Source organism: Streptomyces sp. NPDC059255, from assembly GCF_042752355.1.
Classification (GTDB): domain Bacteria; phylum Actinomycetota; class Actinomycetes; order Streptomycetales; family Streptomycetaceae; genus Streptomyces.
In genome coordinates this window covers 1-12,950 of sequence record NZ_JBHYZP010000026.1, presented here as the reverse complement: position 1 = coordinate 12,950, position 12,950 = coordinate 1, and the positions used below count along the sequence as shown (strand labels likewise).

11 protein-coding genes and 1 riboswitch are annotated in these 12,950 nt (G+C 72.1%); of the genes, 4 read left to right on the top strand and 7 right to left on the bottom strand.

The genetic code is table 11. The features are described 5' to 3' along the window. Positions 1–19 precede the first annotated feature (19 nt). Positions 20–1,093: an ABC transporter substrate-binding protein gene (locus ACFXKG_RS26515; RefSeq protein WP_384843977.1), complete on the bottom strand. Its 1,074-nt coding sequence runs from the start codon at positions 1,091–1,093 to the stop codon at positions 20–22. A gap of 67 nt (positions 1,094–1,160) precedes the next feature. Beyond that, positions 1,161–1,343, bottom strand: a riboswitch (cobalamin riboswitch). A gap of 105 nt (positions 1,344–1,448) precedes the next feature. Here ACFXKG_RS26515 and ACFXKG_RS26510 point away from each other — a divergent pair. Next, on the top strand, positions 1,449–2,087 hold the full coding sequence (locus ACFXKG_RS26510) for a DNA-binding response regulator (protein ID WP_382892758.1): 639 nt from the start codon (positions 1,449–1,451) through the stop codon (positions 2,085–2,087). On the opposite strand, the gene ACFXKG_RS26505 is transcribed toward ACFXKG_RS26510, so the two are convergent. From ACFXKG_RS26505 to ACFXKG_RS26495, 3 genes are all read right to left on the bottom strand, one after another. Next, the gene (locus ACFXKG_RS26505; protein ID WP_384843972.1) at positions 2,054–3,430 is read right to left on the bottom strand and encodes a hypothetical protein; all 1,377 of its coding nucleotides are present in this window, start codon (positions 3,428–3,430) and stop codon (positions 2,054–2,056) included. The genes ACFXKG_RS26510 and ACFXKG_RS26505 overlap by 34 nt on opposite strands. Then, positions 3,423–4,832 (bottom strand): sensor histidine kinase, encoded by a 1,410-nt coding sequence (locus tag ACFXKG_RS26500; protein WP_384843969.1) that lies wholly within the window; start codon positions 4,830–4,832, stop codon positions 3,423–3,425. The genes ACFXKG_RS26505 and ACFXKG_RS26500 overlap by 8 nt, the downstream gene beginning before the upstream one ends. A gap of 236 nt (positions 4,833–5,068) precedes the next feature. Beyond that, entirely contained in the window at positions 5,069–6,250 is a 1,182-nt protein-coding gene (locus tag ACFXKG_RS26495) for a 4-hydroxybenzoate 3-monooxygenase (protein WP_384843966.1), read from the bottom strand. Positions 6,251–6,398: 148 nt separating this feature from the next. Here ACFXKG_RS26495 and ACFXKG_RS26490 point away from each other — a divergent pair, with 148 nt between their 5' ends. Beyond that, on the top strand, positions 6,399–8,195 hold the full coding sequence (locus tag ACFXKG_RS26490) for an IclR family transcriptional regulator C-terminal domain-containing protein (RefSeq protein ID WP_384843963.1): 1,797 nt from the start codon (positions 6,399–6,401) through the stop codon (positions 8,193–8,195). A 99-nt stretch (positions 8,196–8,294) separates the two neighbouring features. On the opposite strand, the gene ACFXKG_RS26485 is transcribed toward ACFXKG_RS26490, so the two are convergent. Next, positions 8,295–9,812 carry a S1 family peptidase gene (locus tag ACFXKG_RS26485; protein WP_384843960.1) on the bottom strand — a complete coding sequence of 506 codons (1,518 nt, stop codon included), beginning with the start codon at positions 9,810–9,812 and terminating at the stop codon, positions 8,295–8,297. A 460-nt stretch (positions 9,813–10,272) separates the two neighbouring features. Between ACFXKG_RS26485 and ACFXKG_RS26480 the strand changes: the two genes are divergently transcribed. Further along, positions 10,273–10,935, top strand: a complete 663-nt coding sequence (locus tag ACFXKG_RS26480) for a hypothetical protein (RefSeq protein WP_384843957.1) — start codon at positions 10,273–10,275, stop codon at positions 10,933–10,935. Positions 10,936–11,006: 71 nt separating this feature from the next. Here the strand turns inward: ACFXKG_RS26480 and ACFXKG_RS26475 are convergent, their stop codons facing one another. Beyond that, entirely contained in the window at positions 11,007–11,303 is a 297-nt protein-coding gene (locus ACFXKG_RS26475; protein WP_384843955.1) for a hypothetical protein, read from the bottom strand. A gap of 161 nt (positions 11,304–11,464) precedes the next feature. Beyond that, complete coding sequence (locus ACFXKG_RS26470; RefSeq protein WP_384843952.1) at positions 11,465–11,842, bottom strand: DUF397 domain-containing protein; 378 nt, start codon at positions 11,840–11,842, stop codon at positions 11,465–11,467. A 306-nt stretch (positions 11,843–12,148) separates the two neighbouring features. Between ACFXKG_RS26470 and ACFXKG_RS26465 the strand changes: the two genes are divergently transcribed. Beyond that, positions 12,149–12,778: a DUF4232 domain-containing protein gene (locus ACFXKG_RS26465; protein ID WP_384843949.1), complete on the top strand. Its 630-nt coding sequence runs from the start codon at positions 12,149–12,151 to the stop codon at positions 12,776–12,778. Positions 12,779–12,950: the final 172 nt, after the last annotated feature.

The following is a 12,950-nucleotide window of genomic DNA, read 5'->3' as shown; positions in this document are numbered from 1 at the left end:
GACGCCCGTTCCGCGGTGGTCACTTGGCGGGTGCGTACGCGCGCAGCGCCGCCGCCACCTGCTCGACGCCCTCCACGGTGCGGATGCTCGGGTTCATGGCCTGGCCGCTGAGGCGTACGTACCGCTGGTGCTTCACCGCGTCCATGGCCCGGGTGACCGGGTTGGTCTCCAGGAACTCGATCTTCTTCGCCGCCGACTCGGCCGTCTGCGACTTACGGGTGAGATCGCCGATGACGAGGAAGGCGGGGTCGCGGTCGGCGACCGTCTCCCAGTTGATCTGCGGCCATTCGTCGTGGGTGTCGTCGAAGACGTTCTTGGCGCCGACGGCGTCGGTGATGATGCCGGGAGCGCCGCAGCAGCCGCCCATGAAGGGGGCCTCGGAGTTGGCGAACCAGTACAGGACGGTGGTGTCCTTCGCCTTCTTCGCGTCGATCCCGGCGACCGCCTTCGCCATCCGGTCCTTCAGCCCCGCGACGAGCCGGTCACCGCGCTCCTCGACGCCGAACACCGTGGCCAGTTCGCGGATCTCGCCGTAGACGTCCTCCATGGTCAGCGGCGTCGCCCGGGATCCGTCGGTGTCACCGGTGTTGTCCTTGGCGCAGTCGGACGGCGAGACGTACGCCGGTACGCCCACCTTCTCGAACTGCGCGCGTGTGGCCACGCCGCCCTTGCCCAGGGTGGACTCGAAGGAGGCGGCGACGAAGTCGGGCTCGGCGTCCAGGACCTTCTCGAAGGAGGGGCTGTTGTCGGCCAGCCGCTCGACCCCGGCGTTCGCCTTCCGCAGGCTCTTCGGCAGCGGGTCGGTCCAGGTGGCGGTGCCGGCCATGCGGTCGCCGAGGCCGAGGGAGAGCATGATCTCCGTGGTGCCCTGGTTGAGCGAGACGGCCCGCTCGGGCGGCGCGTCGATCCGTACCTCCCGACCGCAGTTGGCGACGGTACGGGGATAGCCGGCGGCCCGGGCGGAACCGGTACCGGAATCAGAACCGGATGCGGAATCAGCTCCGGAGTCCGAGCCGGTACCGCAGCCGGTGAGCAGCAGGGCGCCGGCGGCGAGGAAGGGAGTGGCACGGCGGGCGAGGCGTGCGATCGGCACGGAGTCGTTCCTCTGCGTCGAGGGCTCATGCGCGGAGCCCGGTCGTACGGTGCTCCCCCGCCACAGGACGCGGACGGAGGCCGCCAGCAGGTCTTCGGACTCGGGGTCACCCGGACGGAGGCGCCTTCCCGGACTGCTGTCCAGTGGCCGATGCCCCGCCCGTCGCCCTCACCGCTGCGCGTCAGCTCCGGATTCCCACCGGATTCCCTGACCCACGTACATGGGTTCGACTGGCCTCGGCAAGCTATCACAGGCGGTTTTCCGCCCCACACCAGCACTTTCCGGCGCTTTCCACCCGGCGGCGATCGACGGGAACGGGCGCGGCGGACAATGAGGCATGCCGGAAACCTCGCCCGTGAGTGTCGCTCTGATCGACGACCATCCCGTGGTCCTCGCGGGCATCGAGTCCTGGTACGCGGCGTCGGAGCGGCCCATCGCGGTGACCGCCAAGGGGCCGGACCTGTCGGTGGCGACGACGGGGCCGGGCCGGGACGCGGACGTGGTGGTGCTGGACCTGCAGCTCGCTCACGGGGTGCCCGCCTACCCCGAACTGCGGCAACTCGTCGCGGGCGAACGGCAGGTCATCGTCTACACCATGCAGGACAGCCAGGAGACCGCGCTGACCTGCCTGGACCTGGGGGCGTTCACGTACCTCACCAAGGCCGAGGGCGAACGGCACCTCATGGCGGCGACGCTGGCGGCGGCCGACTGCCGCCCGTACACACCGCCCGCGCTGGCCGGGGCGTTCGGCAGCGACGCCCGCAAGGGGCGGCCCGCGCTGACGCCGCGCGAGGTGGAGGTGCTGCTGGAGTGGTTCCAGTCGGAGTCCAAGGCGATGGTCGGGGCGAGCCTGGGGCTCTCGGTCCGTACCGTGAACACGTATCTGGAGCGGGTGCGCATCAAGTACGCCAACGCGGGGCGGCCCGCGACGACCAAGGCGAACCTGGTCGCGCGGGCCATTCAGGACGGGCTGACGTCACTGGACGAGCTGTGACCCCGGTCCGCGGATGCGGTCGCGGACACAGGCACAGACGCGGACGCGGACGCGGATGACGACGCGGACGACGACGCGGTGAGCGCGTCCTCGGGGGCGTCGGCCGGGGCGTCGAACGGGCCGTCGACCGGGCCGTCGAGGGTGCACGACGCCTCCACCAGCAGCCGCCCCTCGCTGCGCACCGTGCGCACCCGTACCCCCGGCTCGGTCGGTTCGGGGATCTCCGTCGGCCCGGTCGCCGGGCAATCGGTCACCACACTCACCCGCACCAGGCCGCCGCCACGCACGACCGTGGCGCGGGCGTCGCGCTCGGCGGTCGCGAGCGCGGCCAGCACGGGCTCGGTGAGCGCGCGGCGCAGCCGCCGGTCGACCGGGGCGCAGGCCCCGCGCACGGCGAGCTGTACGTCGACGCCGTGGCGTTCGGCGACGTCGATACCGGCGCGCAGTTCGTGGAGCAGCGGATCGTGCGCGTGGTCGCGTTCCGCGAAGAGCCGTCTGAGCCGGGCGGCCTCTACGGCGGAGCGGCGCCGTACCGCCTCGTCCCCCGGGTCGAGCGAGCCGCCGGCGAGCCCGGTCAGCAACGGCATGACGGAGCGGTCCAGTTCGGCGTAGCGGGCCCGCTGGTCGGCGTGGACCTGCGCGGCGACTGCGGCCTCCGTACGGACGCGCTCCTGCTCGCGCGCCGTGGCGCTCGCGGCGGCGGCGCAGTCACCGAGCGAGCGGGCGAGCATGGCGGCGGCGACCTGGAAGGTGCAGATGGCCAGGGCGCTGACGGCCATGCCGGAGGCGGCCTGCCGGGTCGGCACCCCCGCGAGCAGCAGCTGCGCCAGGGTGAGGACGAGATGGCCGCCGATGAAGACGAGCGTCGGCCGCAGCCCGGCGTCGAAGAGCAGCAGCACCCCGAACCAGCCGATCTCCAGGAACGTCCAGTGCGGGGTCCCGATGAAGTCCGCCACGGGCAGCCGGCTGGTGGAGACGGCCGACGCCACGAGGGCGCAGGTCAGGCCGAGCACCACCCACGGGCGCGGCCGGCCGCGCCCGTCGGCGCCGAGCAGCGCGTCCGCCATGATGAGGAGGGTCAGCAGGGTGAACGCGGAGAGCTGGATCCAGGGCTGGTCGTAACCGCGCAGGCTGCCGAGGAGGGCGGGCAGCGCCAGCCCGAGGTGCACGGCGGTGAGGATGAACAGCCCGGCCACACGCAGGCCCGCGCGCATGTCCCGGGCGATCCGGCCGGTCAGCGGATCGGCGGCCGGGATGTCCACCGGGACATCGGCCGCGACGTCCGCCGGGACGCCGGCCGCGTCAACAGCGCCCGGAGTGCCCGCCTTCGGCTGGTCAGGCACGGGGCCACTCCAGCCGTACGGTCGTGCCCTCGCCGGGGCGGGAGACGATCACGGCCCGGCCGCCCGCCGACTCCATCCGCTCGACGATCGAGCGGGCCAGCCCCCGCCGGTGGGCCGGCACACCCGCCGGGTCGAACCCACCGCCCTCGTCGCGGACCACGAGTGCGACGGCGCCGGTGACGGTGTCGGTGTCGGTGGCCCGGGTCGCCGTCACCGTCACGGCGCGGACGCCCGCGTGCCGCTCCACGTTGCGCAGGGCCTCCCCCAGCGCGCCGCGCAGCGCGACGGCCACGGGCGGCGGGACGGTGCCCAGGGAGCCGGTCGTACGGTCGAACGCGGCGTGGACGGAGAGGAGATGGCCGTCGAGTTCCGCGACCAGCTCCCGCGTCAGGTCGCTCGGACCCGCCGCGCACGCCTCCGACATGTCCCCGGACCCCGCAGACGACTCGGACGCCCCGGACGACGCGGACGCGCCGGACGCCCCGACCGCCGCCACAGGTGCCCGCGCGGCCGCGAGCCTGCGCAGGTCCTTGCCCGCCTGGGTGCGGACCACGTCCGGGCTGAGCGACCGGCCGTGCGCCGAGACCATCAGCAGGGTGGCGCACGCCGTGTCGTGCAGCGTGGCGAGGTGCTCCCGCTCGGCCGACCGCTGGGCCTGGGCGACATCGTGCCGCCGCCGCGCCTCGGCGGCCCGCGCGCCCGCCGCGTCGGCGGCCCGGCTGCCGCGCAGGACCAGCCGGAACATCCCCTGGCAGAGCAGGGCCTGGACGAAGAGCCAGGCCACGTTGGGCAGCGCGTACGTCCAGCCGTCGGGGCGGTCGATCACCGCGCCGGCCAGATCGACGGCGGCGAGCAGCGTGGCCGTCGTCAGCGCGAGGCGCGCCGGGTGCGTGAGCTGGTAGCCGACGGCGACGATGCTGACGACGACCAGCACCCACGTACTGCCGTACCGGGTCTGGGAATCCGGGATGGTCAGCGCCTGCGTGAGACAGACCGCGCCGAGCGCCCCGAGGTCGGCGACCAGGATCCGGCGCGGGTGCCGGCCCGCCAGCGCCAGCCGATAGTGGAGCACGCTCCAGACGATGACACCGGCGGAGATGACTGCGGCGGCGGGCATCCCGTCGACGGGCATGGCCGGTACGGCGAGCACGGCACCGGAACAGACCACGACGACGCGGATCCGGTGGGCGTACCGGAACGCGAAGGCGACGAACTCGCGCTCGGCGGGTCCGGGAACGCGCTCGGCCGGTACGGGAACGCCCTCGGCGGGTCCGGGAACGCGCTCGGCCGGTACGGGAACGCCCTCGACCGTCCCGGGGGCGCGTGCGTCCCGGCCGGGGACGTCTTCGCCGGGGCCGGGGGCGCGCGCGTCCGGTGGACGCTTCCGGTTCCGGCGTGTCACCGGAAGTCCCCCTAAGGGACCGGGGTTTCCCTCATTCGCCTCATGCACCACTCGGCGTCACACCTGTCACATTGTCCGTGCCGATTGTCGGTCGATTGACCGTCACACGTCGAGTGTGTCCGGCGATAGCGTTTCTCCGGTCAGGGTTCTGACGTCTCGACCGTTCTCAGGGGGGAGCGGTCTCCGTGGCCGTACGTACCCCTGCCTCATGGGGGTGGGCAGGGGTACGTACGGATTCATTCGAACGGCAACCCGGCGTAGTTCTCCGCCAGTTCCGCCGCGGCGTGTGGCGAGGACGCGATGCGGTCGAGCTGCGACAGCTGCAGACGGGTCTCGAAGCCGGACTGCGCCGGGTCGGTGTGCAGGGTGGTCGTCATGAAGTACGAGAAGTGCTCGGCCCGCCATACCCGCCGCAGACAGGTGTCGGAGTACGCGTCGAGCGCCGCGGATGAGCCGCTCTCGTACAGCTCGGCCAGGGCGCGCGCGAGAACGATGACATCGGCCGCCGCCAGATTGAGCCCTTTGGCCCCGGTCGGCGGGACGATGTGCGCAGCGTCCCCGGCCAGCAGCACCCGGCCGTACCGCATGGGCTCCGTAACGGAACTACGCATCGGCAGTACGGACTTGGCGGTGACGGGGCCGCGTGCCAGCCGTCGGCCCGGCTCCGGGGCGAGGGCGAGGCGGGCGTCCAGCTCGTCCCATATCCGCGCGTCGGGCCAGTCGGCGGGGTCGGTGCCGTTCGCCACCTGGAGGTAGAGACGGCTGACGGCCGGGGAGCGCATGCTGGCGAGGGCGAACCCGCGCGCCGAGTGGGCGTAGACCAACTCGTCGTGGACGGGCGGCGCGTCGGCCAGTATGCCGAGCCAGGAGTACGGGTACGTCCGCTCGTACGTCGTCCGCACCCCCTCCGGTACGGCCTCGCGCGTCACCCCGTGGAAGCCGTCGCAGCCGACCACGTAGTCGCAGGTCAGGGTCTGCTCGCGGCCCTCGTGCAGATAGCGGACGGCCGGCGCGCCGGTGTCGGAGCCAGTCACCGCGAGGGCCTCGGCGCCGAACAGCAGCGGCCCGCCCTCGGCGAGCTGGAGGGCGATCAGATCCTTGACCACCTCGGTCTGCGCGTACACCGTCACCGTGCGCCCGCCGGTGAGGGACGGGAAGTCGATACGGTGCGCCCGCCCGCCGAAACGCAGCTCCACGCCGTCGTGGACCAGCCCCTCGCGGTCCAGCCGGGCCCCGGCCCCGGCGGCGCGCAGCGCGTCCACGGTGGGCTGCTCCAGGATGCCGGCGCGCTGGCGCTGCTCGACATAGGCGCGGTCGCGGCTCTCCAGGACCACACTGCCGATGCCGGCGTTGTGCAGCAGGCGCGCCAGCAGGAGACCGGCGGGGCCGCCTCCGACGATGCCGACCGAGGTGTGCATCAGCTTCTCCGCTCAGTGGTCACTGTTGATGGAGTTCGCCTGGTGAAATATCGTTCACGTACACCGGGCCATGAGTCTGCTTTCACCGGGGACACATGTCAACGCCCCGTTCCGCCGAAGTCCGGGCGACCGGAAGACCGGAGAGCCGATGCCGTCCACGCCCGTCCCCGCGCCACCCGGCGAAGCGCCCGCCGAGGCCGTGAAACCGCTGATGCGCGGTATCTCCGTGCTGCGCGCGCTCAGCGACGCCGACGGCCGGGCGGCCATCGGCGCCCTGGCCCGCACCACGGGTCTCGCCCGCGCCACGCTCGACCGGATCCTCGCCACGCTGGCCCGCATGGGGTACGTACGGCTGACCGGTCACGAGGCCGTGCTCGCCCCGCGCCTCATGGAGCTGGGCAACGCCTACCTGTCCGCCACCCGGTTGCCGGAGCGGCTCGGCCCGCTCGCGGAACGGCTCGCGGACGAGCTGGACGAGTCGGTGTCGCTGGCCGTGCCCGACGGCGACGGCATCCGCTTCGTCCACCAGAGCACCCGGCGGCGCGCCATGTCGCTGACCTTCCGCATCGGCGACCTGCTGCCCGCCGAACGCACCGCGCCGGGGCCGCTGTTCGCGGCGGGCTGGTCGGAGGAGGAGTGGGAGCGGTGGCGGGCGCGCCGGGCCGGGGACCCCGAGGACCGGGGCTTCCCGGCCGTACCGCCGCTGCCCCCGGAGCCGGGGTCGAGGTCCGGGTCCGGGTCCGGGCGCCGGACGGGCCACGCCCGGCGCTTCGAGGAACTGGCGGCGCGGGCCCGGAAGGACGGCTGGGCGATGGACGACCAGCTCATCGAACCGGGGCTGATCGCCCTCTCCGTACCGGTACGCGCGCTCCACGCCCCGGCGGACGCGCGGCCGGTCTGTGTCGCGAGCGTGGTCAGCCACACCAGCCGGCACAGCGCGGCGTCGCTCCGGGAGACGCTGCTGCCCCGGCTGCGCGCGGCGGTGACGGAGATGGCCCAAGAGCTGGCCCGCCCGCCTCACATGCCCCGCCCGCCTCGCCCGCCGGAGGAACCCCGCCCGCCGGAAGTGCCCCTCCCCAGTCGCGCCGACGGCCGCCCGGAAGGCCCCGGGCTGGCGAGTTGGACCGCCGCGTCCAAGCAGGAGCTGGGCCGGGAGTTCATCGAGTCACTGGCCCGCGGGCTGACCGTACCGACGGCGTTCGGCGAGGGCCGGGACGCGCTGACCCTCAGCGCCGTCGCCGAGGCCACCGGCCTGGCCAGGGCCACCGCCCGGCGCGCCCTGATCACCCTGGAGCACCTGGGGCATGTCACCGCCGCTCCCGACCGGACCTTCCGGCTCACCTCGCGGGTGCTGTCGCTCGGCTTCCCCGCCCTGTCCCGTACGACGCTCCCCCAGATCGCCGCGCCTCATCTCGCCGAGCTTTCGGGGCGCGTGGACGACTCGGCGTCCCTGGCGGTGCTGGTGGGCGACGACGTCCAGTACACGGCGCGGGTGGCGACGCGGCGCATCATGAACGTCAACATCACCACGGGCACCCGCTTCCCGGCGTACGCGACGTCCATGGGCCGGGTCCTGCTGGCCGGGCTGCTGGCGGATCTCCCGTACGACGAGCTGACGGCCCGCCTCGCGCGCGCCGAGCCGCGTCCGCTGACCCGGCACACGGTCACGCGCCCCGCCGAACTGGCCACGCTCCTGGAAGGGGTACGCCGTGCGGGGTACGCCCTGGTGGACGAGGAGCTGGAGGAGGGGCTGCGTTCGATCGCGGTGCCGGTCGTGGACCGTACGGGCGCGGTCGTGGCGGCGCTGAACGTGGCCATGCACACGAGCCGCCGCGATGTCGCGGCGTGCCTCACGGAGGTGCTCCCGGAACTGCGCGCGACGGCGGCACGGGTGGAGGCGGACCTGGACGTCGTGGGCCGCTTCACCCGGGTGCCCGCGGTGTGAGACGGGGCGGGACGGCGGTGGGACGGGGCGGGACGGCGGAAGGACCCGCCGGTCGGCGAGGTGCCTGACCGGAGGGTCCTTCCGAGGGGGCGCGCCGGGTCAGTGCCCGTTGCGGTTGTTGCCGTTGTTGCCGTTTCCGTTGTTGTTGCCGGCGTCCTGGTTGCCGTTGTCCTGGTTGCCATTGCCGTTGCCGTTGCCGACATCACCGGCACCGTCACCGTTGTCACCGGCGCCCGCGTTGGCCGCGCCCTGGTCACCCGCGCCGGCGTTCGCCGCGTCACCGGCGCCCGCCACGGCACCCTCGTCACCGGCACCGGCGTTGGCCGCACCCTGGTCACCGGCGCCCGCGTTGGCGGCACCCGCGTCGGCCGCGCCGCCGTCGACACCCTCGTCGCCCGCGCCCGCGTTGGCGGCACCGGCGTCCGCACCGTCACCCGCGCCGCCGTCGGCCGCACCGGCGTCGTCACCGGCACCCGCGTCGGCCGCGCCGCCGCCGCCCGCGTCCCCGGCGCCGATCTGGGCACCGACCGCGGCCAGCGCGGTGGTCACCGGCTGGAAGAAGGTCTCGCCGCCGACGGTGCAGTCACCGCTGCCGCCGGAGGTCAGGCCGATGGCGCCACCGTCCGCGGTGAACAGCGGCCCGCCGCTGTCGCCCGGCTCGGCGCACACATCGGTCTGGATGAGGCCGTTGACGATGTCACCGTTGCCGTAGTTGACGGTGGCGTCGAGACCGGTGACCGAACCGTCGGCCAGCCCGGTGGTGCTGCCCATCCGGATGACTTCCTGGCCCACGGCCGCCTCCGCGGCGGCGGCGATGTCCACGATCTGGCCGTCACCCGTGTCGACCGTGCTGGCGACCTCGGTCGCCGGGTCGTCGTACGCGGCGAGGGCGAAGTCGCCGCCGCCCGCGAAGGTCGCGTCCGCGATGGTGGCGATCGGCTGGCCGTCCTGGGCGTCCGCCCACTCCGCCGCGGCGACGCCGCAGTGCCCGGCCGTGAGGAAGCCGGGGGCGCCGTCCGCCGTGACGACGTTGAAACCGAGGGAGCAGCGCGCGCCGCCACCGAAGATGGCGTCACCGCCCGCGGCCAGCGGCTTGAACTCCCCGGCGGTCCGCTTGATCCGGGCCACGTCCGAGCCGAGCGACTTGACCGTCGACTCGATCTGGTTCCAGCCCGCGTCGGTCACGGTGCGGTCGGCGAGGACCTGGATCTGGTTCGTCCTGGGGTCGACGGACCAGGACGTACCCGGGATGGTCGCCTCCGCCTTCAGCGTCTGCGAGGCGGCCTTGAGCTGGGCCGTGCTGTTCTTGACGTTTCTGACGACGGCACCGGCCTGCTTGACCTGGAGCTCGACCTTGTTGTTGTCACCGACGACGTTGATGACGATCTGCTGCTTCTCGGAGTCGTAGTACGACCCGCCGAACGCCTCGCCCAACTGGGAGGCGATCTGCGAGGCGAGATCCCCGGCAGCTGCCGCGTTCACCTTCTTCGGCGTCGGCTCCGGCTCGCCGCCCTGTGAGGCATTGGCGTTCGGCAGCAGAATCGCGGCCGCCGCAACGGCTACAGCGCCACCCCCGGCGAACACGATCTTCCGCTTGGGTATGCGTTTGTGGCTCAACTCAAGACCTCCTGTGGGGACGGAGTCCGCTCGCCGGCAGCAGACGGAAACGCTCTGGCCCTGAATACGGAGAGGACCCGAGGGGCGTTCAACACAACTTCCCCGCAACCGAGTTCACCCCCTCCGCTACCCGCCCCACACCCTCACCCCCCGATCGGACACACTCCCCCAAAGGCCATATATCGATGACCCGCCATCGGCGGATGCGTCCACCGAAATACGGCTATACCCAGCACACCGCCGACGGCGGAGCCGACCCTCGAAAAAATCTCGCACCGCCCCTGAACCCACCCGCCGACCCCCGCCCGAACGACCGGAATTTCCACACCACGGCGCCTGTCCCGGCCTCGCACCACACGGATGGATAAAGCCCTGACCTCCTTCTCCCTGCCCGCCCGGTGAACTCCTGGGATTTCCCCCGAATACCCGGCTATTGATCGGCAACTGCGACGACTTCGGGATGTATCCCGCGATCCACAGGGCGGTCATTGAGTCGATCAAGCAGGAAGTCACCAGCTCTGACGATCCAGCACATCTTGCGCCGGAGGCCCGATCCGGTCGTCACAACGCGTACGGCCGCGCGCTGGAGGGCAAGGACCCCTATCCGGAGCGCAAGGACGACACCCCGTACGGCCTCGGCCTGGACTACGTGACCGGCCTCGGCCCGCGCCACAAGGACTTCACCAACGGCGACACGATGGCCGACCGGGTGCAGTCCATGGAGAGCATGAAGGACATACGCCGGCAGACGGTCGAGCAGTGGGAGTCGACAGGAGAGACGCAGGGCAGCGCGGCTTTCTCCATCTCCGAGTCGGGCAAGATCGGCGCGGCGAAGAAGCTGGTCGGCGAGGACCTGCCGGCCATCGTGACCAATGACCCCGACCATCTCGGCGAGGCGTTCATGAGCTCGTACAACGTCAAGTACGAGGTTCGTGGCACCGACCCGGACGGATCACTGGTGGTCCAGTACACCCTGGACAACACCACCAGCACCGAGTCGGCACTGCACTTCATCGGCTACTACGACTGGCTGAAGTACGCGGAGATCGCGGACGGCCCGATCACGAGTGCCGTGAGCCAGACCGTCACCTGGACCGAACGCATCCCGGGGAAGAGCCGGTGAGCACCGCACGCCCGAAGCACCGGACCAAGCTCATGGCCGCCACCCTCACGCTGGGCGCGGTCGCGGTGATGTCACTGACCGCCGGATGGTCGCAGGACCAGGGTCTGTGCGGTCCCGCTCCGGTCGAGGATGTCTTCACGAGCGATCTGTACGGAACCTACGCGGGCCCCCACGAGGCTCGCCTCACGCTGCGCGACAACGGCGACAACACGGTCGGCTTCACCGTGACCGATTGGCCCGACAGCAGCGATCCCGACATCCTCGGGAAGAAGCCCGCCACCTTCGACGGTCACGGCACCTGGCGGATCGAGGCCGATCCGGACCAGGGCGACCGCATCGGCCTCCAGTTCGAGGACGACCGGGAGCACACGCCGGCTGCCCGTCAATCAGCTTCGGGTCGGCAAGCGGGACGGGCGCATCGTGCTCTTCGACCAGCTCGGCGACCCCGATGTGTGCCGGGTGTTCGAGCTGCCCCGTTCTTCGTGACCGCCGGCGCTCACCGCCGGCGCTCACCGCCGCCGTTCACGCACTACAGGGTGTCGAAGTCCCCTGCCGCCATGCCCGCCTTGAACGCCTGCCACTCGCCGGGGGTGAAGCAGAGGTGGGGGCCGGAGGAGTTCTTCGAGTCGCGGACGGCGACGCCTCCGGCGGGGAGGGCGGCGAGTTCGAAGCACTGGCTGTCGCCTGCGGTGAAGCTGCTCTTCTGCCAGGTGAGCGTGGCGGGGCCTATCGAGTAGAGATCGGAATGTGGAAAAGATCGCGGATCCGAAGGCCGTGTTGAAAGCGGCTCTGGGTGGGCGCCGCGATATCGAAAGGGGCTTCGACCGGTTGGGGCAGAGAGTAGCTCTGGAGAAACTTGTGAAGCTCCCCGCGTACCGGCACCGGCTCGACGAATTGGGCACAGCAATGCGGAGATTACGCATTCTCTGAGCGACTACCCGGTGCCTGTCCCGCATTGACGCGCGGAACAGGCACCGCCGGACGATCAAGCCTTGCCGGACCTCCGCCACGGCGGACGGCCGGTGCGGGACGCCAGGCGCGGAGGTCCTCGTCGGTAAGACCGTGCTCGCCCTGTTTGGCCGCGTGGTACCCGGCGAAGAAGTCGCGGGGGAACCGCTGTAGGTGGGGTCGTACTCGTCGTGCCACTGCATGGACGGCACCATCGGCGAACTGCTTCGGGACCGAACCGGCGAGAGGGTGCGATGATCGCCGCGTGACCGTCATACGTATCGGACATGTCCTGGCCCTCGCCGCGGCTGCCGTGCTGTCCACCGGCTGCAGCAGCTTGAGGGAGGAACTGGACCGCGAGCGCAACCCCGCGAGAACGGCGACGCCGGAGCCGGCACCACCCGAGGATCGCCCTTTGCCGACCCTCGCCCCCACCACGCCTCCCACGGCTTCGACGCCTTCCACCCCCGCCGCGACCTGCCCGGAGTCGGGCGTACGGATCACGCCCGGCCTGGTCCAGGGTGCGATGGGGCTGCGCGCCATGACCGTCACCTTGACCAACTGCGGCACGCGCCCGTACGAGTTGAACGGTTACCCCGCCGTCCGCGTCCTGGACGAGGACCGCGCCCCGTACGACATCGAGGTCCTCAAGGGAACGGACGGCATCCACATGGCGGGCCCCGCTCCCGACCCCGCGCCCGTGACCCTGAAGCCCGGCGAGTCGGCCCGGTCGGGCCTGACCTGGCGCATGATGTCGCCCGACACGTCGACGACCTACCTGGAGATCACCGCGGCCCCCGGGGAACGCCCCCAGACCATGGAGACGCTCGACGGCCCCCTCGACCTCACGGACACCGGCCGGCTCGGGACGAGCCCCTGGCAGAAGTCCGACTGACGGCCTCCCCGCACTCCACCCGGGTGCAGGTCGCGGATGGGGCGACCGGGCGAGGGAGAACAAGAAAGAGCGGGAGTCAGTGAGGTTCTTCGAGTTGGCCACCGATCAGGTGACGGCCGCGAAGCGCAACGAGCGAGGCCCCCGGGCTGTTGATCGAGATGTCTGACGTCTC

Coding starts and splice junctions, on each gene's coding strand:
- ACFXKG_RS26480 (WP_384843957.1), top strand. CDS start 10,273: ATGTATCCCGCGATCCACAGGGCGGTCATTGAGTCGATCAAGCAGGAA.
- ACFXKG_RS26495 (WP_384843966.1), bottom strand. CDS start 6,250: ATGCACACCTCGGTCGGCATCGTCGGAGGCGGCCCCGCCGGTCTCCTG.
- ACFXKG_RS26490 (WP_384843963.1), top strand. CDS start 6,399: ATGCCGTCCACGCCCGTCCCCGCGCCACCCGGCGAAGCGCCCGCCGAG.